General features: G+C 74.9%; 22 protein-coding genes. 18 read left to right on the top strand and 4 right to left on the bottom strand.

Annotation, left to right across the window (positions count from 1 at the left end):
• Window positions 1-660: 660 nt before the first annotated feature.
• Window positions 661-1,686 carry a 4-hydroxy-3-methylbut-2-enyl diphosphate reductase gene (locus WDZ17_RS06630; RefSeq protein WP_422631863.1) on the top strand — a complete coding sequence of 342 codons (1,026 nt, stop codon included), beginning with the start codon at window positions 661-663 and terminating at the stop codon, window positions 1,684-1,686.
• Window positions 1,687-1,771: 85 nt separating this feature from the next.
• Here the strand turns inward: WDZ17_RS06630 and WDZ17_RS06625 are convergent, their stop codons facing one another.
• Window positions 1,772-3,061, bottom strand: a complete 1,290-nt coding sequence (locus tag WDZ17_RS06625; protein WP_339574348.1) for a DNA recombination protein RmuC — start codon at window positions 3,059-3,061, stop codon at window positions 1,772-1,774.
• Window positions 3,062-3,109: 48 nt separating this feature from the next.
• Between WDZ17_RS06625 and WDZ17_RS06620 the strand changes: the two genes are divergently transcribed.
• The 11 genes from WDZ17_RS06620 to WDZ17_RS06570 all read left to right on the top strand — a co-directional run bounded on the left by WDZ17_RS06620 (window position 3,110) and on the right by WDZ17_RS06570 (window position 14,774).
• Window positions 3,110-3,577: a class I SAM-dependent methyltransferase gene (locus tag WDZ17_RS06620; protein WP_339574347.1), complete on the top strand. Its 468-nt coding sequence runs from the start codon at window positions 3,110-3,112 to the stop codon at window positions 3,575-3,577.
• Entirely contained in the window at window positions 3,552-3,881 is a 330-nt protein-coding gene (locus WDZ17_RS06615; RefSeq protein ID WP_339574346.1) for a class I SAM-dependent methyltransferase, read from the top strand. The genes WDZ17_RS06620 and WDZ17_RS06615 overlap by 26 nt, the downstream gene beginning before the upstream one ends.
• A 12-nt stretch (window positions 3,882-3,893) precedes the next feature.
• Entirely contained in the window at window positions 3,894-4,979 is a 1,086-nt protein-coding gene (gene ychF / locus WDZ17_RS06610; protein WP_339574345.1) for a redox-regulated ATPase YchF, read from the top strand.
• Window positions 4,980-5,015: 36 nt separating this feature from the next.
• Window positions 5,016-5,840 (top strand): class I SAM-dependent methyltransferase, encoded by an 825-nt coding sequence (locus tag WDZ17_RS06605; protein ID WP_339574344.1) that lies wholly within the window; start codon window positions 5,016-5,018, stop codon window positions 5,838-5,840.
• A gap of 254 nt (window positions 5,841-6,094) precedes the next feature.
• Entirely contained in the window at window positions 6,095-7,768 is a 1,674-nt protein-coding gene (locus WDZ17_RS06600) for a peptide ABC transporter substrate-binding protein (RefSeq protein WP_339574343.1), read from the top strand.
• Between the two features lie 157 nt (window positions 7,769-7,925).
• Window positions 7,926-8,849 (top strand): ABC transporter permease, encoded by a 924-nt coding sequence (locus tag WDZ17_RS06595; protein WP_339574342.1) that lies wholly within the window; start codon window positions 7,926-7,928, stop codon window positions 8,847-8,849.
• Window positions 8,842-9,858, top strand: a complete 1,017-nt coding sequence (locus tag WDZ17_RS06590; protein WP_339574341.1) for an ABC transporter permease — start codon at window positions 8,842-8,844, stop codon at window positions 9,856-9,858. The genes WDZ17_RS06595 and WDZ17_RS06590 overlap by 8 nt, the downstream gene beginning before the upstream one ends.
• Window positions 9,855-10,913 (top strand): ABC transporter ATP-binding protein, encoded by a 1,059-nt coding sequence (locus WDZ17_RS06585; protein WP_339574340.1) that lies wholly within the window; start codon window positions 9,855-9,857, stop codon window positions 10,911-10,913. Before WDZ17_RS06590 ends, WDZ17_RS06585 begins: the two co-directional genes overlap by 4 nt.
• The gene (locus WDZ17_RS06580; protein WP_339574339.1) at window positions 10,906-12,000 is read left to right on the top strand and encodes an ABC transporter ATP-binding protein; all 1,095 of its coding nucleotides are present in this window, start codon (window positions 10,906-10,908) and stop codon (window positions 11,998-12,000) included. Before WDZ17_RS06585 ends, WDZ17_RS06580 begins: the two co-directional genes overlap by 8 nt.
• 378 nt (window positions 12,001-12,378) lie before the next feature.
• Window positions 12,379-14,223 (top strand): BCCT family transporter, encoded by a 1,845-nt coding sequence (locus WDZ17_RS06575; protein WP_339574338.1) that lies wholly within the window; start codon window positions 12,379-12,381, stop codon window positions 14,221-14,223.
• Window positions 14,224-14,318: 95 nt separating this feature from the next.
• Entirely contained in the window at window positions 14,319-14,774 is a 456-nt protein-coding gene (locus WDZ17_RS06570) for an NUDIX domain-containing protein (protein WP_422631854.1), read from the top strand.
• Here the strand turns inward: WDZ17_RS06570 and WDZ17_RS06565 are convergent.
• Window positions 14,764-15,822: a 3-hydroxyacyl-CoA dehydrogenase family protein gene (locus WDZ17_RS06565; RefSeq protein ID WP_422631862.1), complete on the bottom strand. Its 1,059-nt coding sequence runs from the start codon at window positions 15,820-15,822 to the stop codon at window positions 14,764-14,766. The genes WDZ17_RS06570 and WDZ17_RS06565 overlap by 11 nt on opposite strands.
• A 238-nt stretch (window positions 15,823-16,060) precedes the next feature.
• Here WDZ17_RS06565 and typA point away from each other — a divergent pair, with 238 nt between their 5' ends.
• Window positions 16,061-17,989: a translational GTPase TypA gene (gene typA / locus WDZ17_RS06560; protein ID WP_339574335.1), complete on the top strand. Its 1,929-nt coding sequence runs from the start codon at window positions 16,061-16,063 to the stop codon at window positions 17,987-17,989.
• 103 nt (window positions 17,990-18,092) lie between these two features.
• Here the strand turns inward: typA and WDZ17_RS06555 are convergent, their stop codons facing one another.
• Complete coding sequence (locus WDZ17_RS06555) at window positions 18,093-19,103, bottom strand: aldo/keto reductase family protein (RefSeq protein WP_339574334.1); 1,011 nt, start codon at window positions 19,101-19,103, stop codon at window positions 18,093-18,095.
• A gap of 126 nt (window positions 19,104-19,229) precedes the next feature.
• Here WDZ17_RS06555 and mshB point away from each other — a divergent pair, with 126 nt between their 5' ends.
• Genes mshB through WDZ17_RS06540 form a run of 3 tightly spaced genes read left to right on the top strand, consistent with a single transcriptional unit; the run spans window position 19,230 to window position 22,703 of the window.
• Window positions 19,230-20,354: an N-acetyl-1-D-myo-inositol-2-amino-2-deoxy-alpha-D-glucopyranoside deacetylase gene (gene mshB / locus WDZ17_RS06550; protein ID WP_339574333.1), complete on the top strand. Its 1,125-nt coding sequence runs from the start codon at window positions 19,230-19,232 to the stop codon at window positions 20,352-20,354.
• A gap of 32 nt (window positions 20,355-20,386) precedes the next feature.
• Window positions 20,387-20,866 carry a flavin reductase family protein gene (locus WDZ17_RS06545; protein ID WP_339574332.1) on the top strand — a complete coding sequence of 160 codons (480 nt, stop codon included), beginning with the start codon at window positions 20,387-20,389 and terminating at the stop codon, window positions 20,864-20,866.
• 40 nt (window positions 20,867-20,906) lie between these two features.
• Window positions 20,907-22,703: a VanW family protein gene (locus WDZ17_RS06540; protein ID WP_339574331.1), complete on the top strand. Its 1,797-nt coding sequence runs from the start codon at window positions 20,907-20,909 to the stop codon at window positions 22,701-22,703.
• Between the two features lie 54 nt (window positions 22,704-22,757).
• On the opposite strand, the gene WDZ17_RS06535 is transcribed toward WDZ17_RS06540, so the two are convergent.
• Entirely contained in the window at window positions 22,758-23,966 is a 1,209-nt protein-coding gene (locus tag WDZ17_RS06535; RefSeq protein ID WP_339574330.1) for a GNAT family N-acetyltransferase, read from the bottom strand.
• Window positions 23,967-24,106: 140 nt separating this feature from the next.
• Here WDZ17_RS06535 and fdxA point away from each other — a divergent pair, with 140 nt between their 5' ends.
• Together fdxA and dapC are read left to right on the top strand one after the other, a co-directional pair.
• Window positions 24,107-24,433, top strand: coding sequence for a ferredoxin (gene fdxA / locus WDZ17_RS06530; protein ID WP_339574329.1), 327 nt, complete (start codon window positions 24,107-24,109; stop codon window positions 24,431-24,433).
• Window positions 24,430-25,626: a succinyldiaminopimelate transaminase gene (gene dapC, locus WDZ17_RS06525; RefSeq protein ID WP_339574356.1), complete on the top strand. Its 1,197-nt coding sequence runs from the start codon at window positions 24,430-24,432 to the stop codon at window positions 25,624-25,626. Before fdxA ends, dapC begins: the two co-directional genes overlap by 4 nt.
• The last annotated feature ends 114 nt before the right edge of the window (window positions 25,627-25,740 follow it).

Raw genomic sequence — 25,740 nt, 5'->3', positions numbered from 1 at the left:
CCAGACCACCGCACGCCACGAGACGCAGCCCGACACCCCGCACCGACCCCACGTGCACGAGCAGCGGCCGGATCCGGACGACCACGAGCAGCACCAGCCCCCCGACCCCTGGCGCGACGACCGACCACCACCGTTCTGAGGAGGCCTCGGCGTGGCGACCAGGTCGTGGGTCGCGCGAGCACAGGGACGACGTGCCGGGTGCGCACGGCGGTCGTCGCCGGCTCGTGGGGTCGAGTGGGGCCCGCTGCACCGGACGACGAGTCGCGGTGCAGGAGCAGCGGTTCGTTCGAAGGCACGACCGCGTGCACGTTCCGGGTGCCGGAGAAGCGGGGCTCCTCGTCGGGACGCCGAGCCCTGCGTGCGCGTCCGCGGGCGCGCCGAGCGCCAGCGAGACCGCGGTGGAGGCAGCAGACCCGGCTGCGTGTGCGACGCCTTCGTGCAGAAGCGTCGGAAGCCCCGGACCTCGTGGGCGGGCTCGTCCGCGAGGCCGCTGCGTACGCTGACGAGGTGACCTCCGACGACCGCCCCGCCGACGTGCCCGCCGACGAGACCGCCGCGAGGAGCACGGCCGACGGCCCGTCCGTCCTCGACGGCGGTGACTCGCCGACGGGTGAGGACCCGAGCCCCACGTCAGCAGGGGACCGGGGCGCCGAGGAGAGCATCGCCCGGCACGGGGCCTCCTCCGCGCCGGCCGTCGCCGCCCCGGCCGCGGGTGAGCAGTCGGGTGGTGGACGGGTGCTGCTCGCCGCGCCGCGCGGCTACTGCGCGGGCGTCGACCGCGCGGTGATCGCGGTGGAGAAGGCGCTCGAGCACTACGGCGAGCCCGTCTACGTGCGCAAGGAGATCGTCCACAACAAGCACGTCGTGGCCACTCTTTCTTCGCGTGGCGCCGTGTTCGTCGACGAGACCGACGAGGTGCCGGAGGGGGCCACCGTCATCTTCTCGGCCCACGGCGTGTCGCCGGCGGTGCACGAGGCCGCGGCCCAGCGGCAGCTGAAGACCATCGACGCCACGTGCCCCCTCGTCACGAAGGTGCACAAGGAGGCCGTCCGCTTCGCGAAGGACGACTACGACATCCTCCTCGTCGGGCACGACGGGCACGAGGAGGTCGAGGGCACCGCAGGCGAGGCGCCGCGGCACGTGCAGCTGGTCGACGGACCCGAGTCGGTGGACTCCGTGACCGTCCGTGACCCGGAGAAGGTCGTCTGGCTCAGCCAGACGACGCTCTCGGTCGACGAGACGATGCAGACGGTCGAGCGCCTGCGCGAGCGCTTCCCGACGCTGCAGGACCCGCCGAGCGACGACATCTGCTACGCCACGCAGAACCGCCAGGTGGCCGTGAAGAAGATCGCCCCCAGCTGCGACCTGCTGCTCGTGGTCGGGTCGGCCAACTCCTCCAACTCCGTCCGTCTCGTCGAGGTGGGCCTGCAGCACGGCGCCGCTGCCGCGTACCGCGTGGACCACGCCGGTGAGGCGGACGAGGCCTGGCTCGACGGGGTGCGGACCGTCGGCGTGACGTCGGGCGCCTCCGTGCCGGAGATCCTCGTCCGGGGTCTGCTCACCTGGCTCGCGGAGCGGGGCTTCGGGGACGTCGAGGAGGTCCGCACCGCCTCCGAGGACCTCCTCTTCTCCCTGCCGCGCGAGCTGCGGGCGGACCTCAAGACCTCCTCGGCGATGCGCGCCTGAGGTCGCCCCGCGCCGTCGAGGGCACGCAGGTCGGTGCGCCGGCCTGAGCCGGGCCCGACGTGCGCTCGCGTCGACCGGCGTGAACTCAGCCCGCCCGGCGCCGCTCCCGGGCCGCATCGGCCTCGTGGGGTCCGTCGGCCCCGTCGTCGGACTCCGGATACCGAGCGCCGTCCCGTCCCGTCCGTGCGAGCAGCTCGGGGGCCGTCACGGGTCGCGGGGCGTCGACGAGCGGCTCGACCGGCGGGAGGTCGCCCTCGACGACGCCGAGATCCGTCATCCGTCGCGCCGAGACGAGGACGCGGCGCTCGAGCGTGCCGACCAGCCCGTTGTAGTCCTCGACGGCTCGGTGCAGCGAACGCCCCAGCGCGCTGGCCCCCGCCCCGAGGGTCCCCAGCCGGCGGTGCAGCTCGCGGCCGGTCTCGAGCAGCGCGTGGGCGCTGCCGGCCAGGGCGTCCTGCTGCCACGTCGCGGCGACGGTGCGCAGCAGCGCGAGCAGCGTCGTCGGCGTCGCCAGGACGACCCCCCGGGTCATGGCGTGCTCCAGGAGCGCGGGGTCGGCCTCGCAGGCGGCGGCGAGGAAGGACTCGCCGGGCACGAAGCACACGACGAGCTCGGGGGAGGGGGCGAAGGCCTCCCAGTAGCGCTTGGCCGCCAGGGCCTCGACGTGGCCTCGCAGCGCTTTGGCGTGCCGGTCGGCCGCAGCGGCCCGCCGCCGGTCGGCGGCCCCGGGGTCCTCGCCCGGCCTGGCCGCCTGCGCGGCCTCCAGGAAGGCGGCGAGCGGCGCCTTCGCGTCCACGACGACGCTCTTGCCGCCCGGCAGCCGGACGACGGCGTCGGGACGGACACGCCCGCCGTCCGGACCGGGCGCGGTGACCTGCCGGTCGACGTCGACGCGGTCCAGCATCCCCGCGTGCTCGAGCACGCGGCGGAGCTGCACCTCGCCCCAGGCGCCGCGCGCGCTGGGGCTCCGCAGCGCACCCGCGAGGGCCGTGGTCTCCGCCCGCAGCGCCTCCTCGGAGCGCTGGACCGCCTCCAGCTGTGCCTCGAGGCGGCCGACCTGCGCCGCCCGCTCGGCCTCCAGCGCCCCGACCGTGCGCTCGACCCGCGCGAGGCTGCTCGTCAGCGGGGCCAGACCGAGGGCGAGGTCGTGCTCGTCCTGCTGGGCCGCCACGCGGGCCCCCTCCGCGGCCCGGGCCCGCTCCAGGGCGGCGTCCCGCTCCGCCACGACCCGCGCCAGGTCCGCCGCCCCGTCGCGGTGGCCGTCGTCGGCGCCCCGGCGGCGACCCTCGCGCACGCCGGCGCGGTGACCGGCGAGCACCGCCACGACCAGCGCGAGCAGCACCACCGCCACGAGGAGCCCGGTCGTCGTCGTCACGGGGTCACCGTGGCAGCCACCACCGACAGCGGCTGGCAGCATCACCGCGTGGCGGGACGGGACGACGGCGACGGCGACATCGACGGCCGGGCGCCGGAGCGCCCCCGCAACCGCTGGGTCGCCGAGACGGGCGGCACGAGCGGCCCCGACTACGCGGCACGCTTCGCCGCGCTGGCGGCCGCGGGCGAGGACGTCCACGGCGAGGCGCGGTGCCTGGACGCGCTGCTGCCCCGCGCCGCCCGCGTCCTGGACGCGGGCTGCGGCACCGGGCGGGTCGCGCTCGAGCTCGCCCGGCGGGGGCACCGTGTCGTCGGCGCCGACCTCGACGCGTCGATGCTCGACCAGGCGCGGGCGGCCGACCCGGACGGCGCCGTCCGGGTCGGCCACCCACGCCCGGTCGAGCCTCGACGCGTCGAGGCTCGACCGGGCGTGGGTGGCCGACCCGGACGGCGCCGTCCGGTGGGTCCTCGGCGACCTGCTGACCCGCCCCGTGGACGAGCTCGTCCCGGGCGGTGACGACTCGGGCCGGGGCGGCCTGGACGCCGTCGTCCTCGCCGGCAACGTGGTCGTCTACCTCACGCCGGGCACCGAGGAGGACGTCGTCGCGCGCCTCGCCGGGCTCCTCGCCCCGGGCGGGCTGCTCGTCGCCGGCTTCGCCGCGGACCGGCACGTCGCGCCGGGGGACCTGGGTCGCTGGTGCGCCGCGGCCGGCCTGCTGCCGGTGGCCGCCTGGGGCTCCTGGGACGGCGGGCCGCCGGGCGCGGCGTACAGCGTCCAGGTGCACCGCCGGCCGGACGGGCCCGGACCCGTCGCCCCGTAGGCTCCTGTTCCCGTGGCGCTCACCCTCGGCATCGTCGGACTGCCCAACGTCGGCAAGTCGACCCTCTTCAACGCCCTGACCCAGAACGACGCGCTCGCCGCGAACTACCCGTTCGCGACGATCGAGCCGAACGTCGGCGTCGTCGCGCTGCCGGACCCGCGGCTCGACGTGCTCGCCGGCATCTCGAGCAGCGAGAAGGTCGTCCCGGCCACCGTCTCCTTCGTCGACATCGCCGGCATCGTCAAGGGCGCCTCCGAGGGCGAGGGGCTGGGCAACAAGTTCCTCGCGAACATCCGCGAGGCCGACGCGATCTGCCAGGTCGTCCGCGTCTTCGCCGACCCCGACGTCGTCCACGTGGACGGCCGGGTCGACCCGGCCTCGGACATCGAGACGGTCGCCACCGAGCTCGTCCTCGCCGACCTCCAGACGCTGGAGCGCGCCGTCCCGCGCCTGGAGAAGGAGGTCAAGGGCAGGAAGACCGACCCGGCCGTGCTCGCCGCCGCGCAGGGCGCCGTCGCCGTCCTCGAGCGCGGGACCGCGCTGTCCTCCGGCGCGCAGGACGCCGGCGTCGACGTCGGGCTGCTGCGCGACCTGACGCTGCTGACGACCAAGCCCTTCGTCTACGTCTTCAACACCGACGAGGCGGGGCTCGCCGACACCGCGCGGCGCGCCGAGCTCGAGGAGCTCGTCGCACCCGCGTCGAGCGTCTTCCTGGACGCCGCCGTCGAGGCCGAGCTCGTCGAGCTGGACCCGGAGGACGCCGCCGAGCTGCTGGCCTCGACCGGCCAGAGCGAGTCCGGCCTCGACCAGCTGGCGCGCGCCGGCTTCGAGACGCTGGGGCTGCAGACCTACCTGACGACGGGTCCCAAGGAGAGCCGTGCCTGGACGATCCGCCGCGGCGCCACGGCGCCGCAGGCCGCGGGCGTCATCCACACGGACTTCCAGCGCGGCTTCATCAAGGCCGAGGTCGTCTCCTACGCCGACCTGGTCGACGCCGGCTCGCACGCCGAGGCGAAGGCCCGCGGCCGTGTGCGCGTCGAGGGCAAGGAGTACGTGATGGCCGACGGCGACGTCGTCGAGTTCCGCTTCAACGTCTGACCCGGGGTGCCGGCGGACGGGCCCGGGGGGTCGGTCGTGGGGCGCGAGGAGCCGGCGGAGGGGGATGCCGCCGCGGCGCGGGCCGTGTGGGCGGCCGGTGACTACGAGCCTGTGGCCGCCCGGCTGCAGCCGGGGGCGGACGCGCTGGCCGCCGAGGTGCGCCGCCGGCTCGGCGCCGGCCGCGGACGGCGCGCGCTCGACGTCGCCGCCGGCACCGGCAACGCGGCCGCGGCCCTGGCCCGGGACGGCTGGTCCGTGCTCGCCACCGACCTCGTGCCGGAGATGGTCGAGCGCGGCGCCGACCGCACGCGTGCGGAGGGGCTCGACGTGGCGTGGCGGCGTGCCGACCTCGCCGCCGCCCCGGTGCCCGACGCGTCGCAGCAGGTCGTCGTGTCGTCCTTCGGACTGGTGTTCGCGCAGGACCCGGGCGCCGCGGCCGCCGAGGCGCGGCGCGTCCTCGCCCCCGGCGGGGTCCTGGCCCTCGCGGCCTGGCGGCGGGACGGGCTCGTGGCCGACCTCAGCCGTGAGGTCGCCGCGGCGCTCGGCGCGCCGGACGACGGACGTCGGGACTCGTTCGTGTGGGGCGAGGAGGCGGGGGAGCGGCTGCTGACGGCCGCCGGCTTCGCCGACGTCCGCGTCGCCCGCGTCCCGCTGCCCTGGCGGTTCGGCTCCGCGGCCGAGCTGCGGCGCTTCCTCGGCGAGCAGTCCCCGGCCCACGCCGGCGCCGTCCGTCGGCTCGGGCCCGCGCGTGGCCGTGCCCTGCTCGAGCGGCTGGTGGCCCGCCACGACCGGTGGGCGGACCGCCGCGGCGCGGTGGACGCCGACGGCGGGGCCCTCGTCGTCAGCGCCCTGGCCGTCTGACGTCGGGCGGCCCGGCGTCGACGCGTCCGCCCCCACGTCGAGGGCCGCGGCCGTCGCTGCGGGTGACGAGGGGACGTCCCACAGGCGACCTCCAGGTGACCGGGTGCAAGGTCACGGTCCGGTCTCAGTGTGGTCTCAACCGTGCCGGAGCACCCGCCGGTGCTCCTCAGGTATGCAGCGGGGTGCTTATCGTCCTCGCAGCCGGGGTGCTGTGCGCGCCCGAGGCCACACCCCACCCCACGAGGAGGAACCACATGCGCGTCCCCACGCGGACCACGCGCGCCATGGCCGTCGCGATGGCCGGCGTCTTCGCCCTGACCGCCTGCGGCGGCTCGGACGGCGACGGCTCGGGCAGCGGTGGCAGCGGCGGTGCCGCCGCCGACCCCGACGGCACCTGGAGCATGTACATCGGCCAGCCGGAGAACCCGCTGGTGCCGGGCAACACGTCCGAGACCGAGGGCGGCCAGGTCGTCGACTCGCTGTGGACGGGCCTCGTCGGCTACTCCCGCGAGGACACCTCCGTGGAGTACTCCGGCGTCGCCGAGTCGATCGAGTCCGACGACCAGCAGAACTGGACGATCACGCTCAAGGACGGCTGGACGTTCCACGACGGGACGCCGGTCACCGCGAGCAGCTTCGTCGACGCGTGGAACTACACGGCGCTGTCCACGAACGCCCAGCAGAACGCGTACTTCTTCGGCAACATCCAGGGCTACGACGACCTCCAGGGCGAGGTGGACGACGACGGCAACGTCGTCGCCGAGCCGGCCGCCACGGAGCTGTCCGGCCTGGAGGTCGTGGACGACCAGACCTTCACGGTCGCGCTGAGCGAGCCGTTCACGCAGTACCCGCTCACGCTGGGCTACACCGCCTTCTACCCGATGTCGCAGGCGTTCCTCGACGACCCCGAGGGCATGGCCCGGGAGACGCCCATCGGCAACGGGCCCTTCATGGCGGAGGCGCCGCTGTCCGACGGCCAGGGCATCGACCTGGTCCGGTACGACGACTACGCGGGCGACGACGCGGCGCAGTCGGGCGGGGTGAGCTACAAGATCTACACCGACGTCAACACGGCCTACAACGACGTCCAGGGCGGCAACCTCGACCTGGTGACGCCCATCCCGCCGGACGCGATCGCCTCCGCGCAGGACACCTTCGGCGACCGCTACCTCGAGTCCCCGTCGTCGAGCTTCCAGTACCTCGGCTTCCCCCTGTACGACGACCGGTACGCCGACCCGAAGGTGCGCCAGGCGCTGTCCATGGCGATCGACCGCCAGGCCATCGCCGACGCCATCTTCCAGGGCGCGCGCACCCCCGCGGACGACTTCGTCTCGCCGGTCGTCAACGGCTACCGCGAGGGCGCCTGCGAGTACTGCACCTTCGACCCGGAGGCCGCCGACGCGCTGCTGTCGGAGACCGACTTCGACCGCAGCCAGCCGGTCGAGCTGTGGTTCAACTCGGGTGCGGGCCACGACGCCTGGATCCAGGCCATCGGCAACCAGCTGCGCGAGAACCTCGGCGTCGACTACACGCTCAAGGGCGACCTCGACTTCTCGCAGTACCTGCCGCTCGGCGACGACAAGGGCTTCACCGGGCCCTTCCGCTCCGGCTGGGTGATGGACTACCCGTCCATGCAGAACTACCTGGAGTCGCTGTTCTCCACCGGCGCCCAGCCGCCGGCCGGCTCCAACAACACCTTCTACAGCAACGAGGAGTTCGACTCGCTGCTGCAGCAGGGCAACTCGGCGCCCACCGACGAGGAGGCCGTCGACTTCTACCAGCAGGCGGACGACGTCCTCCTCCAGGACATGCCCGCCATCCCGGTGCTGTACGGCCTCGAGCAGAGCGTCTGGTCGGACCACATCAGCAACGTCTACGTCGACCCCTTCACCCGGGTCGACGCGGCGGCCGTCACGGTCAACGGCTGACGCGAGGTAGCCTCAACCGCTCCGCACGCCAGGGGTGCGGGTCCCCCGGGACCCGCACCCCTGGTGCGTGCAGCACCCGGCACCGGCGCCCCGTGCGACGTGGTCGGGACAGCTCCAGCGTCGACGTCACCGCCGTCGCCCGACCCGAGGAGGACCTGTGGGCCGCTACGTCGCGCGCCGACTGCTCCTGACGATCCCCGTGCTCATCGGGGCCTCGTTCCTGATCTTCGCCATGGTCTACGCCCTCCCGGGTGACCCGATCCGCGCGCTCGCCGGGGACCGGCCGCTCCCGGCGTCGGTCCAGGCGGCCCTGCGCGCCGAGTACAACCTCGACGACCCGCTCCTCGTGCAGTACGGCAAGTACGTGGCGGGGCTGCTGCAGGGGGACTTCGGCACCGACTTCAGCGGTCGCCCGGTCCTGCAGACGATCACCGAGCGCCTGCCCGTCACCGCCACGCTGACCGGCGTGGCCATCGTCTTCGAGATCGTCATCGGCATCGCGGCCGGTGTCCTCGCGGGCCTGCGGCGGGGCTCCTTCTTCGACAACCTCGTCCTGGTGACGACGACGCTGCTCGTCTCGATCCCCGTGCTCGTGCTCGGCTTCGTCAGCCAGTACGTCCTCGGCGTCCGCCTCCAGGTGGTCCCCGTCGCGGGCATCGGCGAGGGCCTCTACAGCTACCTGCTGCCGGGCTTCATCCTGGCGGCCATCTCCCTGGCCTACGTCGCCCGCCTGACCAGGACGAGCCTCGCCGACAGCCTCCGCGCGGACTACGTGCGGACCGCGCGGGCGAAGGGGCTGGACCGCCGGACGGTGGTCGTCCGGCACACGCTGCGCAACAGCCTCATCCCGGTCGTGACGTTCATCGGGGCGGACATCGGCTCGCTGCTCGGCGGCGCGATCATCACCGAGTCGGTCTTCAACATCCCCGGGCTCGGGCGGGCCGTGTTCGACTCGGTGACCCGGCAGGAGGGGGCGGTGATCGTGGGGATCATCACCCTGCTCGTCTTCTTCTTCATCTTCTTCAACCTGGTCGTGGACGTCCTCTACGCCGTCCTGGACCCGAGGATCCGCTATGAGTGAGCCGACGACGAGCCAGCGGCACCGCTCCGACGAGGGGCGTGACCCCCACCAGCGCGAGGAGGAGGTGGAGGTCGGGGCGACGGCGCTCGCCGCGCCGGACGTCGACGAGGCCGACGAGAAGCAGACGTCGCTCTGGGGCGACGCCTGGCGCGAGCTGCGGCGCAAGCCCTTCTTCTGGATCGGCGGCGTGCTGGCGGTCTTCTTCCTGCTGATGGCGATCTTCCCGTCGCTCTTCGCCCGCGGCGCCGACCCCCGCGCCTGCAGCCTCTCGAACTCGGCGCAGCCGCCGTCCGGCGCGCACTGGTTCGGCTACGACCAGCTCGGGTGCGACTACCTGGCGCAGGTCGTCTACGGCGCGCGGAACAGCCTCCAGATCGGCTTCACCGGCGTCATCGGGCTGCTCGTCGTCGGCGTGGTCGTGGGGGCGCTCGCCGGCTACTTCGGCGGGTGGGTGGACTCGCTGCTGGCGCGGATCACCGACATCTTCTACGCCCTGCCCCTCATCCTCGGTGCGCTCATCCTGCTGCGCGTCGGGCCGGAGGCCCGCATCTTCGGCGAGCCGGTGCCGGTCATCTCCGAGCGCGGCCCGGGCGCCATCGCGATCGCGCTCGTGTTCTTCGGCTGGATGACGGCGATGCGGCTCGTGCGCTCGCAGGTCATCGCGATCAAGAGCTCGGACTACGTCGCCGCGGCGCGGGCCCTCGGGGCCGGACCGCTGCGGATCCTCGTGCGCCACATCCTCCCGAACGCCGTGGCGCCGGTCATCGTCTACGCCACGATCACGGTCGGTGCGCTCATCGCGGCCGAGGCGGCGCTGACGTACCTCGGCGTCGGGCTCCAGCGCCCGAACTACTCGTGGGGCCTGCAGATCAGCGACGGCCAGAACCTGCTCCGCACCGCCCCCCACCTCGTCCTGATCCCGAGCGTCGTGCTGTCCCTGACGGTCATGGCGTTCGTCATGATGGGTGACGCCCTGCGCGACGCCCTCGACCCGAGGCAGCGCTCATGAACCCGCCCCCCGGTTCCTCACCGGCCCCCGCCCCGGACACCCGCACGGCCGCGCCCGCGGGCGGCGGACCCGTGCTCGAGGTGGAGGACCTCCACGTCGAGTTCCGCTCCCGCGGGCCCGTGGTCACCGCCGTGCGCGGCGTCAGCTACTCCATCTCCCCGGGCGAGACGATGGCGATCCTCGGCGAGTCGGGGTGCGGCAAGTCGGTCTCCGCCCAGGCGATCATGGGGATCCTCGACGTGCCGCCGGCCCACATCACCGGGGCGATCCGCTTCGAGGGCCGCGACATGCTCACCATGGCCGCCGAGGACCAGCGCAAGATCCGCGGGCCGGGCGTCTCGATGATCTTCCAGGACGCCCTCTCCGCCCTCAACCCCGTCTACAGCGTCGGGTACCAGATCGGCGAGATGTTCCGCGCCCACCGTGGTGCGTCCAAGAAGGAGGGCCGCGAGCGCGCGGTCGAGCTCATGGACCGCGTCGGCATCCCCGCCGCCCGCCAGCGCGTCGACGACTACCCGCACCAGTTCTCCGGCGGCATGCGCCAGCGCGTCATGATCGCGATGGCGCTGGCGCTGGACCCCAAGGTGCTCATCGCCGACGAGCCGACGACGGCGCTGGACGTGACGGTCCAGGCCCAGGTCATGGACCTGCTGCAGGAGCTGCAGCGGGAGACCGGGATGGGGCTGATCCTCATCACGCACGACCTGGGGGTCGTCAACGAGGTGGCCGACCGGGTCGCCGTCATGTACGCGGGGCGGGTCGTGGAGACGGGGACGATCGACGACGTCTTCACCGCGCCGGCGCACCCGTACACACGTGGCCTCATGTCTTCCATCCCCCTCCTGGAGGACAAGGGGAACCGGCTCAACCCGATCGTCGGTGCGCCGCCCACGCTGTCGAACATCCCGCGCGGGTGCTCCTTCCACCCGCGGTGCCCGATGGCGCGGCGGGCCACCGACGGCCGCGACTGCGCGACCGACGGGCCGGTGCTCCGCGAGGTCGCCCCCGGCCGGCGCGCGGAGTGCCACTACAGCGAGGAGCTGCTCCATGGCTGACGTCCAGACCCGGCCGGAGCGCCGCACCAGCGAGGCCCGCCGGGCGTGGGAGGCGAGCGGCGAGCCGCTGCTGCAGATCCGCGGGCTCGAGAAGCACTTCCCGCTGCAGCAGGGAATCGTCTTCAAGAAGACCATCGGTCACGTGCGGGCGGTCGACGGCGTGGACCTCACCGTGGACCGGGGCGAGACCGTCGGCCTCGTCGGCGAGTCCGGCTGCGGCAAGAGCACCGTGTCCAAGCTGCTCGTCGCGCTCGAGCGTCCGACCGCCGGCCAGATCGTCTACAAGGGCGAGGACGTCTCCCAGATGAGGGGGAGCGCGCTGAAGGACTACCGGCGCGAGGTCCAGATGATCTTCCAGGACCCGTACTCGTCGCTGAACCCGCGGATGACCGCGGGGGACATCGTGGCCGAGGGCTGGTCGGTGCACGCCGACGTCGCACCGAAGAAGGGCCGTGACCGGCGCATCCGCGACCTGCTCGACCGCGTGGGGCTCAACGCCGACTACGCCAACCGGTACCCGCACCAGTTCTCCGGCGGGCAGCGTCAGCGCATCGGCATCGCCCGGGCCCTGGCGATGAGCCCCGAGCTCATCGTCTGCGACGAGCCGGTCTCGGCCCTCGACGTGTCGGTGCAGGCGCAGGTCATGAACCTGCTCGAGGACCTGCAGAAGGACCTCGGCCTGTCCTACCTCTTCATCGCGCACGACCTGTCGGTGGTCCGGCACATCTCGCACCGGGTCAACGTCATGTACCTGGGCCGCATCGTGGAGACCGGGACGGACGCGGACGTCTACGGCCACCCCTCGCACCCGTACACGCAGGCGCTGCTGTCCTCCGTGCCGGTGCACGAGCCGGCGCTGCGCGGCAAGGGCGACCGGATCATCCTCACCGGGGACGTGCCGAGCCCGGCGAACCCGCCCTCCGGTTGCCGCTTCCGCACGCGCTGCTGGAAGGCGCAGGACGTCTGCGCGCAGGAGGACCCGGAGCTGCGCGACCGGGGCCAGGGGCACCCGTCGGCGTGCCACTTCGCCGAGGACCACCAGGTCGTGCCGACGGAGACGAACCCGTCGCCGGACGTCCCGGCCTGAGGCACGTCACCCGGCGTGGTCGGCCCTGATGGCTGGTCGGCCCTGATGGCTGGTCGGCCCTGGTGGCTGGTCGGCCCTGACCGGTGTCGACCCCGACGGGTTCCTCGACCGGGGTCACGATCCGGTGACATCCGCCTCTCGGGGCGGGCTCGGGTTCGCCACCTCCGCCCCTGCGGTGCTACCCAGGGTGGCTGGACTGCGCCGCGCANACCGGGGTCACGATCCGGTGACATCCGCCTCTCGGGGCGGGCTCGGGTTCGCCACCTCCGCCCCTGCGGTGCTACCCAGGGTGGCTGGACTGCGCCGCGCACCGCCGCCCGGCGCCTGCACACCGACCAGAGGTGGCGCCGGGCGGCGCCCCCCAGGAGGAGCACGCGCATGAGCACGACCACCAGGCCGCCGCAGGGCGGTGACCCGACCGCCGACGCGCCGACACCCGAGGACGCCGGGGCCAACCGGGCCGGCATCGCGCCGTGGGTCTTCTTCCCCGCGCTCGCGATCATCCTCACCTTCGTCGTCCTGACGCTCGTCTTCACCGACACCGCCACGGAGGTCTTCGCGGCCGTCCAGGGCAGCATCGTCGGCGGCATCGGGTGGTACTACACCCTCCTCATCGCCGCGTTCATCGGCTTCTCGATCTGGGTCGGCGTCGGCCGCTTCGGCTCCATCAAGCTGGGCAAGGACGACGACACGCCCGAGTTCAAGCTGCCCGTCTGGTTCGCGATGCTGTTCGCGACCGGCATGGGCATCGGTCTCGTCTTCTGGGGCGTCGCCGAGCCGCTCAACCACTTCGCCTCGCCGCGACCGAGCGTCACCGGCTCGCCGGAGAGCCTCGCCCAGCAGGCGATCACCCAGTCGTACATCCACTGGGGTATCCACGCGTGGGCGATCTACGTCGTCGCCGGCCTGGGCATCGCCTACGCCGTGCACCGCAAGGGACGCCCCGTCTCCATCCGCTGGGCCCTCGAGCCCCTGCTGGGCGACCGCGTCCGGGGGGGTCTCGGGCACACGATCGACGTCATCGCCGTCGTCGGCACGCTCTTCGGCGTGGCGACCTCGCTCGGCCTCGGGGTCGCCCAGATCGGCGCGGGCTTCGACTTCCTCGGCTGGGCGTCGGACACCGCGACGCTGCAGATCATCCTCATCTGCGTCATCACCGGCATCGCCACGGTCTCCGTGGTCACGGGGCTCGCCAAGGGCATCAAGATCCTCTCGAACGCGAACATGGTGCTCGCCGGAGTGGTCCTCGTCGCCGTGCTGCTCGCCGGTCCGACGCTGTTCCTGCTCCGTGACTTCGTGCAGTCGCTCGGTCTCTACCTCCAGAACGTGCTCCAGCTCACGTTCGACGTCTCCGCCTACCAGGGCGAGGCCGGGCAGGCCTGGCAGGCCGCCTGGACCACGTACTACTGGGGCTGGTGGATGTCCTGGGCGCCCTTCGTCGGCGTCTTCATCGCCCGCATCTCCAAGGGGCGCACGGTGCGCGAGTTCGTCGCGGGCGTCCTGCTCGTCCCGACGGTCGTCACCTTCCTGTGGTTCTCCGTCCTCGGCGGCACCGCGCTCTACCAGGAGGTCTTCGGCGGCGGCGGCTACGTCGGCGCCGACGGCACCGTGGACACCGAGACGACGCTCTTCACGCTCCTGTCGGGCATCCCCGGCGGGGCGATCTGGGCCGTGGCGGGGATCATCCTCATCACGCTGTTCTTCGTGACGTCCTCGGACTCCGGCTCCCTCGTCGTCGACATGCTCACCAGCGGCGGCGACCCGAACCCGCCGATCTGGAGCCGCATCATGTGGGCGCTCCTCGAGGGCGCCGTCGCCATCGCGCTCCTCTCGGCGGGAGCGGGCACCCTGTCGGCGCTGCAGACGGCGGCGATCATCACCGCTCTGCCGTTCAGCTTCGTGATGATCGGGATCATGCTGTCGCTCGCCAAGGCGTTCAAGGGCGAGATCGAGGAGCGGCGCAGGCTCATGCGAGCCGTCGAGCGCCGCGAGCTCGCGAGCGAGGCCTCCGAGCACGTGTTCGGCCAGCTCGAGGAGTACCGCCTCGACGACTACGCGCCGGCCAACGGCAACGGCAACGGCAACGGCAACGGCCACGGCACCGGGAACGGCGTCCACGCGGCCGAGGTCGGCGCGGGCGGTGCGGTCGATCCCGTGCCGGACGGCGGCCGGAGCCGCGGGCCGGTGGTGCTGCGGCGGCGTCGCCGAGAGGCGGCGAAGTAGCAGCACCGCCCCGCCGCGCAGCAGGCCCCCTCGGCGACACCGCCGAGGGGGCCTCGCGCGTCCGGGGGGCGCGGGGGGACGGCCCGGCGGCGCGTGTGCTCGTCGTGGCCGCGGCCCTCGTGGACGACCTCGCGGCGCCCGCGACGCTCCTGGCGGCCCGCCGGTCGGCGCCGCCGGACCTCGCCGGTGGCTGGGAGCTCCCCGGGGGCAAGGTCGAGCCGGGCGAGCAGCCCGAGGTGGCGCTGCACCGCGAGCTCGTCGAGGAGCTCGGCGTCCGCGTCGCCCTCGGGGGACGGGTGCGCTCCCCGACGGCGGACGGTGACTGGCCGCTGCGCGGACGGCTGCGCCTGCGGGTGTGGACCGCCACGGTGGTCTCCGGCACGCCCCGGCCGCTGGAGGACCACGACCGGCTGCGGGTCGTCCCGGGGGCGCGCTGGCGCGAGCTCGCGTGGCTCCCCGGCGACGTCCCGCCCGTCGCCGAGGTGGCCCGGCGTGCGGGCTGGGGCGACGGGCGGGCCGGGGCGACGGGCGGGCCCGGACCTACGGGGTGAGCGGCCCGGCCTGGGCCTGCGGCTCCTCCGGGGTCGTCCCGTCCGGGCGCGGCGGGGCGTCGTCGCGCTGGGGCAGCCGGGCCATGCCCGCCCGCGCGAGGGGCGAGGGCCCCAGCTCGTCGAGCAGCTGCCGCATGCGGTGGTAGGCGCGGTCGCGGTAGGCGACGAGCTCCTCCAGCTGCTCCGGCCCCAGGTCGTAGAAGCCGCCGCCGTTCTTGGTGCCGTGGCGGCCGGCGTCCACCACGTCCGTGAGCAGGCGGGGCGCGGACAGCCGCTCGCCGAAGCCTTCCTCGAGGACGCCGTAGCCGCGCACGTACGTGTCGAGCCCGGCCATGTCGGCGATGGCGAAGGGGCCGAAGAAGGGCAGGCGGAAGCCGAAGGTGGTGCTGACGACGGTGTCGACGTCCTGCGGGGTGGCGACCCCCTCCTCGACGACGGCCATGGCCTCCTTGAGGAGCACGAACTGCAGCCGGTTCAGGACGAAGCCGGGGACGTCGGCCACCTGGGCGCTGCGCCGGCCCATGCGGGCGAGCAGCTCCTCGACGACCTCGACGACGGCCGGGTCGGTGTGCTCCCCGCTCACGAGCTCGACCCCGGGGATGAACGGGGCCGGGTTGGAGAAGTGGACGGTGAGGAAGCGGCTCTTGTCCTCGACCGCCGCCGACAGGACCTTCACGGGAATGGTCGAGGTGTTGGTGCCGATGACCGCGTCCGCCCTCGCCGCGGCGTCCACCTGGCGCAGCACGTCGAGCTTGAGCGCGGGGACCTCCGGGACGGCCTCCTCGACGAGGTCCACGTCCGCGACGGCCTCCTCGAGCGAGCCGCACGGGTGCAGCCGCTCGGCGAGGAGGTCCGCCGCGCCCCGCGGGAAGAGGCCGGCGCCCTCGAAGACGGCGCCCTCGCGCAGCAGCCGCTCGTGGTTGCGCGCGGTCGTCTCGGCGTCCGCGTCGGCGAGCTGCACGTGCAGCCCGGCCAGCGCCAGCGACTGGGCGATCCCGCCGCCCATGTAGCCGGTGCCGACCACGGCCACGGTCTCGATCCTCTGCACGCTCACGTCGGTCTCCCTCGACTCGGCGGGTGCCCGCTCCGGCGCGGGTCCTCGCACCATCCTGCCCGCCGTGGTCGCTGGGCAGCGCGCCGCAGGCGCCGACCGCGGCGGCACGGACGCCGGGAGAGGGGCCCGACGCCATGCCGCTGTGCGCGCGGCCGTGGGTCGGGAGGGCGGGCCGTCTCCGGCGCCTAGACTCGGGCGAACCCCGACCTCCTTACGAGACGAGCGCACACCCATGCCCGCACCCGCCCAGACGGCCGTCGCCACCGCGACGCGCGCCGACATCCGCAACCTCGCGATCGTCGCGCACGTCGACCACGGCAAGACGACGCTCGTCGACGCCATGCTCCGGCAGGCGGGCGCCTTCACGGAGCACCAGACCGCTGAGGGCCTCGCCGAGCGTGTCATGGACTCCGGCGACCTCGAGCGCGAGAAGGGCATCACGATCCTCGCCAAGAACACCGGGGTGCACTACCGCGGCCCCTCGGTGCCCGAGGGCGTGCGGCCCGAGGACGGCGTGACGATCAACATCATCGACACCCCCGGCCACGCCGACTTCGGCGGCGAGGTGGAGCGCGGCCTGTCGATGGTCGACGCCATCGCCCTGCTCGTCGACGCCTCCGAGGGCCCGCTGCCGCAGACGCGCTTCGTCCTGCGCAAGGCGCTCGCCGCGCGGCTGCCGGTGATCCTCGTCGTCAACAAGGTCGACCGCCCGGACGCGCGGATCGAGGAGGTCGTCGGGGAGACCTACGACCTCTTCCTGGACCTGGCCTCCGACATCCCCGGCGCCGAGGACCTCCTGGACTTCCCCGTCGTCTACGCCTCGGCCCGCGCCGGCCGCGCCTCGCTGGAGCGCCCCGTCGACGGGCAGATGCCCGACTCGGAGAACCTCGAGCCGCTCTTCCGCACGATCATGGAGCAGGTGCCGGCGCCGTCCTACGTCGCCGACGCGCCGCTGCAGGCGCACGTGACGAACCTCGACGCGTCCCCGTTCCTCGGCCGGATCGCCCTGTGCCGCGTGCGGCAGGGCACGATCCGCAAGAACCAGCAGGTCACGTGGTGCCGCGCCGACGGCACCCAGCAGCGCGTGAAGATCACCGAGCTGCTCATGACGGAGGCCCTCACCCGCGTGCCCGCCGAGGAGGCCGGCCCGGGCGACATCATCGCCGTCGCCGGCATCCCGGAGATCACCATTGGCGAGACCCTCGCCGACGCCGAGGACCCGCAGCCGCTGCCGCTCATCACCGTCGACGAGCCCGCGATCTCCATGACGATCGGCACGAACACCTCGCCGCTCGCCGGCCGCGGCGCCAAGGGCGCCAAGGTGACCGCCCGCCTCGTCAAGGACCGCCTCGACCGCGAGCTCGTCGGCAACGTCTCCATGCGCGTCCTGCCGACCGAGCGCCCCGACGCCTGGGAGGTCCAGGGCCGCGGCGAGCTGGCGCTCGCCATCCTCGTCGAGCAGATGCGGCGCGAGAACTTCGAGCTCACGGTCGGCAAGCCGCAGGTGGTCACCCGGGAGGTCGACGGGAAGCTGCACGAGCCCGTCGAGCGCCTCACCGTCGACGCCCCCGAGGAGTACCTCGGCGCCATCACCCAGCTGCTCGCCGTCCGCAAGGGCCGGATGGAGCAGATGAGCAACCACGGCACCGGCTGGGTCCGGATGGAGTTCCTCGTCCCCAGCCGCGGCCTCATCGGCTTCCGCACCGAGTTCCTCACCGAGACCCGGGGCACCGGCATCGCGCACCAGGTGTTCGAGAAGTACGAGCCGTGGGTCGGCGAGCTGCGCACCCGTCCGTCCGGCTCCATGGTCTCCGACCGCGCCGGTGCGGCCACGACCTACGCGATGACGTCCCTGCAGGAGCGCGGGACGCTCTTCGTCGACCCGACGACCGAGGTCTACGAGGGCATGGTCATCGGCGAGAACAGCCGCGCCGACGACATGGACGTGAACATCACCAAGGAGAAGAAGATGACCAACGTCCGCTCCAACGCGGACGAGCTGGAGCGCCTCGTACCGGCCCGGCGCCTGTCCCTCGAGCAGAGCCTGGAGTTCTGCCGCGAGGACGAGTGCGTCGAGGTCACGGCCACGGCGGTGCGCATCCGCAAGGTCGTGCTCGACGCGAACGCCCGCAGCAAGACCGCCCGGGCCGCCAAGCGCTGAGACCGCGCCGGGCCTTCGGTGCCCGCGGGTCGGTGACCGGCGCCCGGCGCCGGACGCACGAGGGGCCCACCAGCAGCCGCTGGTGGGCCCCTCGTCGTGCTGGTCAGGCCTCGCGCTGCTTCGGCGAGCTGTCGTGCGTGCGGGCCGGGTCCGAGACCACGGCGTCGCCGAGGGCCTCGTCGATCGTCGCCATCGCGTCCGCCGGGATCGTCACGCCGGCGGCCGCGGCGTTGTCGTGCACCTGCTCCGGCTTCGAGGCGCCGATGATCGCGGTGGCGACGTTGTCGTTCTGCAGCACCCAGGCGACGGCGAGCTGGGCCATCGACAGCCCGAGGTCCGAGGCCACCGGCTTGAGGTCCTGCACGCGCCCGAGGACGTCGTCGGACATCCAGCGGGCGATCATGTCCTTGCCCCCCTTGTCGTCCGTGGCGCGCGAGCCCTCGGGAGCCTGCTGACCCGGGACGTACTTGCCGGTGAGGACGCCCTGGGCGATGGGCGACCACACCACCTGGGAGATGCCCAGCTCGCGCGAGGTCGGGACGACCTCGCCCTCGATGACGCGCCACAGCGCCGAGTACTGCGGCTGGTTGGAGATCAGCTGGAACCCGAGCTGGCGCGCGAGCTCGGAGCCGGCGCGGAGCTGGTCGGCGGTCCACTCGCTGACCCCGATGTACAGGGCCTTGCCGGCGCGGACGACGTCGGCGAAGGCCTGCATCGTCTCCTCGAGCGGGGTGAAGTGGTCGAAGCGGTGGGCCTGGTAGAGGTCGATGTGGTCGGTCTGCAGGCGGCGCAGCGAGCCCTCGACGGACTCGGTGATGTGCTTGCGCGACAGGCCGGTGTCGTTGGGCCCCTTCGGCCCGGTCGGGCCGAAGACCTTGGTGAAGATCTCCAGCGACTCGCGGCGCTCGCCCTTCAGCGCCGTGCCGAGGACGGTCTCGGCGCGCGTGTTGGCGTAGACGTCGGCGGTGTCGAAGGTCGTGATGCCGGCGTCGAGGGCGGCGCGCACGCACGCCGTGGCGGCGTCGTCCTCCACCTGCGAGCCGTGCGTGAGCCAGTTGCCGTAGGTGATCTCGGAGATCTTGAAGCCTGAGTTGCCGAGGAAGCGGTAGTCCATGCGTCCACCCTGCCGCGGCGTCGGCCGGGGCGCCCGCCGGGGCTCCGTCGGGGGCCCCGGGGTCGGGCGGGCCCGCCGGGGGCGCGCGGGTCGTCGCCGCCGCGGTGCGGGGGCAGGATGGTCGGGATGACGACGACGCCCGAGCACCCGGCCCAGCCCGACCCCGTCGAGCCCGGCACCACCCCCGGCGCGGACGGCGCGGAGCAGGCCGTCGCCTCCGACGTGGCGCAGGACGTCCTGCAGGAGGCCGCGGACGCGCTCGACGACGCGGCCGAGCGCGAGCTCGACCCCGGCGAGGCCGCGGCCATGGACTCCCTCGACACCCCGCACCGGCTGCTGCTGGTCCACGCCCACCCGGACGACGAGAGCATCGCCACCGGCGCGACGATCGCCCACTACGCCGCGGCGCCCGGCACCGCCGTCACCCTCGTCACGTGCACGCGCGGGGAGCGCGGCGAGGTGCGCGCGGAGGTCCTCGCCGAGCACCCCGAGGTCGAGGGGGACGAGGGCGCTCTCGCCGAGCTGCGCGTCGGCGAGCTCGGGGCCGCGGCCGAGGCGCTGGGCCTGGACGACCGCCGGTTCCTCGGCGCCGACGCCGGCGTCGAGTACCGCGACTCCGGCATGGCGTGGTCGACCTCCGGCGACGAGGGCGTGGGCGGGCCGGGGACGAGCGCCCGGGCCGTGGCTGCGCCGGACGCCCCGGAGGGCGCGCTGTCGCTGGCGCCGCTCGACGAGGTCGCCGAGCACCTGGCCCGGGTGCTCCGCGAGGTCCGCCCCCAGGTGGTCGTCACCTACGAGCCGGGCGGCGGCTACGGGCACCCGGATCACGTGCGGGCGCACGAGGCGACCCTGCGGGCCGTCGAGCTCGCCGCGGAGCCCTCGGGCGCGGCGCCGTGGTCGGTCGCCCGCGTCCTCGGGCACGTGGCGGACGCCGAGCAGCTGCGCGCGGGGCTGCGCGAGCTCCGCGCGTCGGGGCTCGCCACGCTCGACCCGGACGGGCCGCTGCCGAGCCTGGCCGTGGCACCGGAGGACGTCGACGTCGTCCTCGACGCGGGCGCCGAGACGCCCGCGAAGGTCGCCGCGCTGCGTGCGCACGCCAGCCAGGTCGAGCTGGGGCAGTCCTCGATGGCGATGACGAACGGCCTGCACCAGCCGGTCTCCGGCGTCGAGTCGTACCGCCTGCTGCGCGGGGAGCCGGTCCGCGCGCCCGGGGGCGACCCCGCGACGGACCTCTTCGCGGGGCTGGCCTGACCCCGGGCGGCGGGCCTGCGGACGGCCCGCCGGTGGACGTCGACGACTACCGCCGCGCCGCCGGGCGCTTCGCCTCCGGCGTCTGCGTCGTCAGCACCCGGCAGGGGCGGCACGACCACGCCATCACGGTGAGCAGCTTCGCGTCCGTGTCGCTGGACCCGGTGCTCGTGCTCGTGTGCGTGCACGCCGACGCCCGCTTCTACGACGCCGTCGAGGAGACGCGGACGTGGGGGCTGTCCGTCCTCGCCGCGGCGGCCCGGCCCGCGGCGACGTGGCTCGCGACCCCGGGGCGGCCGGTCGTCGACCAGCTCGCGCGGGTCCCCCACCGGCGTGGGCCGCGGACGGGCGCCGCGTTGCTGGAGGACTCCGTCGCGACGCTCGAGTGCGCCACCGAGGCGGAGCACCCGGCCGGCACGCACGTCGTCCTCGTCGGGCGGGTGCTCGACGTCACCCTCGCCCCCGAGCACGTGCGTCCTCTCGTGCACCACCGCGGCGCCTACGCCGAGCTCTGAGCAGGGCCGCCCCGTCGGCGTCCTCTCGTAGCATCGCCGGGTGCCCTCGACCGACGACGCCCGCACGCCCGAGCGCCCGGACGGCCCCCCCTCCGCCGGTGGGGCACCGGCCTCCGGCGGGGCACCGGTCCGCCGGCGGCGCCGGTGGCCCTGGGTGGTCGGGGGCGCCGCCGTCCTCGTCGTGGCCGGCTACGGCACCGCCGCGGCGGTCACGGCCGACCGCGTCGCGTCCGGGACGACCGTGCAGGGCGTGGCCGTCGGCGGCCTCTACCGGGACGCCGCGCTCGAGCGGCTGCGCACCGAGCTGCTGCCGCGGGCCGAGGAGCCCGTGGCCGTCGACGTCGCCGGGCGCGACGCCGAGGTGGTGCCTGCCGACGCGGGCCTGACGCTGGACCCGGCGGCGACCGTGGACGGCCTGGTCGGCTTCTCCCTCGACCCGCGCCTCCTGTGGGCGCAGGTCTCCGGGGAGGGCGAGGAGGTCGCCCCGGCGGCCGACGTCGACGAGGACGCCCTCGCCGCGGCCGTGACGGAGCTCGCGGGGCGCGTGGACGCGGAGCCGGTCGAGGGCGCGGTGACCTTCGACGCCGAGGGCTACGACGTCGTCGACGCGCGGGCGGGCACGACGCTGCAGCGCGAGGACGCCGCCGCGGCGCTCGAGGACGCCTGGCCGGAGGTGCTCGCGCCCGGGGCCGAGCCCGTCGCTCTGGCCGCCGACGCGCCTGCCCCGGTCGTCGGGCAGGCGGCCGTCGACGACGTCGTCGCCTCCTTCGCCGCGCCGGCGACGGCGGGACCGCTGCCGGTGCGGGTGGGCTCGGCGAGCACCGAGCTCGCCGTCGCCGCGGTCGCGCCCACCCTGTCGGCGCCGCCGGGGGAGGGGGACGCCGCCGGCACGCTCGTGCCGACGGTGGACGCCGGGGCGCTGCGCGAGGCGCTGCTCGAGGACTCGCCCGAGCTCGACGCCGCACCGCGGGACGCCACGGTCGAGCTGTCCGGCGGCCGGCCCGTCGTCGTCCCCGCCGTGGTCGGGCGCAGCGTGGACGCCGACGCCCTCGGCCCGGCGGCGCTGGCGGCGCTGGCGCGGCCGCCGGGGGACGCCGCCCGGGTCGCCGAGGTGCCGTCCGCCGAGGTCGCGCCCGACCGCACGACGGCCGACGCCCGGGCGCTCGGCGTCACGGAGGTGATCTCGGAGTTCTCGACGCCGCTGCGGGGCAGCAACGCCGGACGGCTGCAGAACGTCCAGGCCGCGGCGCGGTCGGTGGACGGCACGCTGGTGGCGCCCGGGGAGGTCTTCGACCTCAACGACGTCCTCGGCCGCCGCACGGCCGCGGCCGGGTACGCGGAGGCGACCATCATCAGCGGCGGGCGGTACGTCGAGAGCTACGGCGGCGGCGTCTCCCAGATCTCCACGACGGTCTACAACGGTGCCTTCTTCGCCGGGCTGGAGATCCTCACCCACCAGCCGCACTCGTTCTACATCTCCCGCTACCCCGAGGGCCGCGAGGCGACGCTCGACTTCGACTCCATCGACATGCGCTTCCGCAACGACACGGGCACCGGTGTCCTGGTGCAGATGTCGGCCGGGAGCAGCGCGTCCGGCGACGTGACCGTGCGCTTCTGGGGGACCGACAGCAGCGACGTCGACACCTCGACGAGCGCCCGTCGGGACATCACCCAGCCCGAGAGCCGCGAGCTGAGCTCCGACGACTGCATCCCCTCGAGCGCGAGCGAGGGCTTCACCGTGACCGTCACGCGCACCGTGCGGCGCGGGGGCAGCGTCGTCCACGACGACCGCGACGTCGTCACCTACGACCCGGTGCCCGGGATCACCTGCGTCTGACGGCCCCCTGGGGCAGACGGCCCCCGGGCGCCGGTCCCGCGGCGACCGCGGCCGTCAGGGGTGCTCCCGGTAGGCGTAGCGGTGGTGCTCGACGAGGCCGAGGGAGTCGTACAGGGCGCGGGCGGCGTCGTTGCCGTCGGCGACCTGCAGCGCGACGCGGTCGGCGCCGCGCCCGAGCGCCCAGCCGGCCAGCGCCGCGAGCACGGCGCGCGCCAGCCCGCGCCGTCGGGCGGCGGGCTCGACGGCGAGGTCCGTGACGACCGCCCAGCCGTCGCAGAGCGCGACCCGTCCCGCGGCGGCGGGACCGCCGGCGCCCGGGGGCACCGCCGTGGCGAAGGCCTGCTGCGGGGCGGAGACGAGCAGGGCGTCGACGACCGGGTCCCGCGCCGCACCGGGGCGGACGACGGCGCGCCAGCCCGTCGACGGGGCGTCGTCGACGGCGACGCGGGGCGCCCCCGGCGACGTCCCCGCACGCGTCTGCGGACCTGTCCCCGGACGCGCGGGGCCGGGCCCGCCGCCCCTCAGGTCCGTCGTCCACCCCACCATCACGGTCGTGGGGCTGACGACCGGCCAGCCGCGGGCGGCGAGCAGCTGGTCGAGGTCGGCCGCGACGGCGAGGCCCGCGGCGTCGGCACGGGCGGCGGCCCCGACCGGCGTGCCGGTGGGGCACGGCAGCTGGAAGCGCGGCGTCGACCCGTGCCGCCGGGCCCAGGCCGCGGCGCCCTCGACGGCGCCGGCGAGGTCGCCGTCGGGGGAGCCGAGCACGAGCACCGAGCTCGCGCGCCGCGTGCGGTCCTCGGCCGAGCGCAGGAGCCACCGGCCCGAGCGGGCCAGGTCGACCGGGCGCCACGCCAGGGCGAGCACCGCCTCCAGGTCGAGCACGCCGACGACCGGCGGCCCGCCGCGCCCGCCGGGGGCGCCGCCGTCCGCCCGCCCCCGTCCGGTCGGGCGACGGGTGCGCGGGGGGACCGGACGGGCGGCCAGGACGTCGGCGCGCCGCACCTGGACGAGCCCGCCGTCGTCCCGGCGGACCAGGACCACGCCCTCCGCCCCGGGCGCGCCGTCGTCGGCGGCGGAGCCGTCGTCCTCGAGCATGCCCAGCAGGTCGGTCGCCGAGCCGTCCGGGAGGCGGTGACGGACGACCACCCGGCGGCCCGACCCGGCGGGCGGGAGGTCCACGCGCACCGGGGCGGCCGGGGCGGCCGGGACCGGTACGGCAGCGGTGGGCGGGACGACCGGGTCGGGCGGGTCCTCGGGCAGCACCGCGGCACGGTCCCACGGCGGCTCGCGCGCGGGCGGCCGCAGCGCGGACGTCCCGCGACGACCGGTAGATTGCGGCACTGCTCGCCGCCTGCCGCGCCCCGTGCGCGCCGGCGACCTCGTCCGAGAAGGAGGCACGTCCCGTGACGTACGTCATCGCCCAGCCCTGCGTCGACCTCAAGGACAAGGCCTGCATCGAGGAGTGCCCGGTCGACTGCATCTACGAGGGCGACCGCGCGCTCTACATCCACCCCGACGAGTGCGTGGACTGCGGCGCCTGCGAGCCGGTCTGCCCCGTCGAGGCCATCTACTACGAGGACGACGTCCCCGAGCAGTGGAGCGCCTTCACCGCCGCGAACGTCGAGTTCTTCGACGACCTCGGCTCGCCCGGCGGCGCCGCCAAGATGGGTGTCATCCACAAGGACCACCCCGTCGTCACGGCGCTCCCGCCGCAGGAGCAGGACAGCTGAGCGCCGTCCCGCAGGTCGCCCCGAGCGGCGCCGGAGGGGGTGCGCAGCGCCTCGCGCTGCCGGACTTCCCCTGGGACGCGCTCGCCGGCGCGGGCGCGCGGGCACGGGCGCACCCGGGCGGGATCGTCGACCTCTCCGTGGGCACGCCCGTGGACCCGACGCCCGACCTGCTGCGGGAGGCGCTCGCCGCCGCCTCGGACTCGCCGGGCTACCCCCAGGTGTGGGGGACCCCGGCCCTGCGGGAGGCCGTCAGCGCCTGGTACGCCCGGCGGCGCGGCGTCCCGGGCCTCGACCCCGACGGCGTCATGCCGACCCCCGGGTCCAAGGAGCTCGTCGCGTGGCTGCCGACGCTGCTGGGCCTCGGCCCCGGCGACGTGGTCGTGCACCCCGAGGTGGCCTACCCCACCTACGACGTCGGGGCACGGCTCGCCGGCGCGACGCCGCTGCCGCTCGACGACGTCGCCGCGCTCGTCTCGCCCGAGGTGGCGCTGCCGGGCGGAGGCACCGGCCGCGTCCGCCTGGTGTGGCTCAACACGCCGTCCAACCCCACCGGCGCCGTGGACGACGTGGCGCACCTCGCCCGCGTCGTCGCGTGGGCCCGCACGCACGGCGTGGTCGTCGCGAGCGACGAGTGCTACGCCGAGCTCGGCTGGGCCGGCGGCGACGGGGAGGACCTCGCGGTGCCGAGCGTCCTCGACCCCCGCGTGACGGGCGGCGACCCCGCCGGGGTGCTGTCGGTCTACTCGCTGTCCAAGCAGTCGAACCTCGCGGGGTACCGGGCGGCGCTCGTCGCCGGCTGCCCGGCGCTGGTGCGCTCGCTGGTCGCGGTCCGCAAGCACGCGGGGGTCATCGTCCCCCGGCCGGTGCAGGAGGTCATGCGGGTAGCGCTCGGGGACGACGGGCACGTCGCCGCGCAGAAGGAGCGCTACCGCGCCCGTCGCGACGTGCTCCGACCGGCGCTCGAGGCGGCCGGGGGCCGGGTGGACGCCTCCGACGCGGGTCTCTACCTGTGGACGACCTTCGACGAGCCGGCGGCGACGACGGTGGACCGGCTGGCGGAGCGCGGTGTGCTCGTCGCGCCGGGGACCTTCTACGGCGCGGCCGGGAGCCGGCACGTCCGTGTCGCCCTCACCGCGACCGATGAGCGGGTGGCCGCGGCCGCCGAGCGACTGGGCCCCCGGCCGCCCCGCTGACCGCCCGCCCCGCTGACCGCCCGCCCCGCTGACCGGCCGCCCCGCTGACCGCCCGGACCGCCCGACCTGCGCGTGTTCGCGGCAGGTCGGGCGCGCCCGGTAGCGTGCGAACGC

This window comes from Pseudokineococcus basanitobsidens, assembly GCF_037482545.1.
GTDB classification, from domain to species: Bacteria; Actinomycetota; Actinomycetes; order Actinomycetales; family Quadrisphaeraceae; genus Pseudokineococcus; species Pseudokineococcus basanitobsidens.
Note: the sequence above shows the minus strand (reverse complement) of the source record. Positions and strands in the feature narration are given on the sequence as shown.

Excerpts from the sequence above, each read along its gene's own strand:
- WDZ17_RS06600 (WP_339574343.1), top strand. The coding sequence starts at position 6,095 with ATGCGCGTCCCCACGCGGACCACGCGCGCCATGGCCGTCGCGATGGCC.
- WDZ17_RS06555 (WP_339574334.1), bottom strand. The coding sequence starts at position 19,103 with ATGGACTACCGCTTCCTCGGCAACTCAGGCTTCAAGATCTCCGAGATC.
- WDZ17_RS06580 (WP_339574339.1), top strand. The coding sequence starts at position 10,906 with ATGGCTGACGTCCAGACCCGGCCGGAGCGCCGCACCAGCGAGGCCCGC.
- WDZ17_RS06590 (WP_339574341.1), top strand. The coding sequence starts at position 8,842 with ATGAGTGAGCCGACGACGAGCCAGCGGCACCGCTCCGACGAGGGGCGT.
- WDZ17_RS06585 (WP_339574340.1), top strand. The coding sequence starts at position 9,855 with ATGAACCCGCCCCCCGGTTCCTCACCGGCCCCCGCCCCGGACACCCGC.
- mshB (WP_339574333.1), top strand. The coding sequence starts at position 19,230 with ATGACGACGACGCCCGAGCACCCGGCCCAGCCCGACCCCGTCGAGCCC.
- WDZ17_RS06575 (WP_339574338.1), top strand. The coding sequence starts at position 12,379 with ATGAGCACGACCACCAGGCCGCCGCAGGGCGGTGACCCGACCGCCGAC.
- typA (WP_339574335.1), top strand. The coding sequence starts at position 16,061 with ATGCCCGCACCCGCCCAGACGGCCGTCGCCACCGCGACGCGCGCCGAC.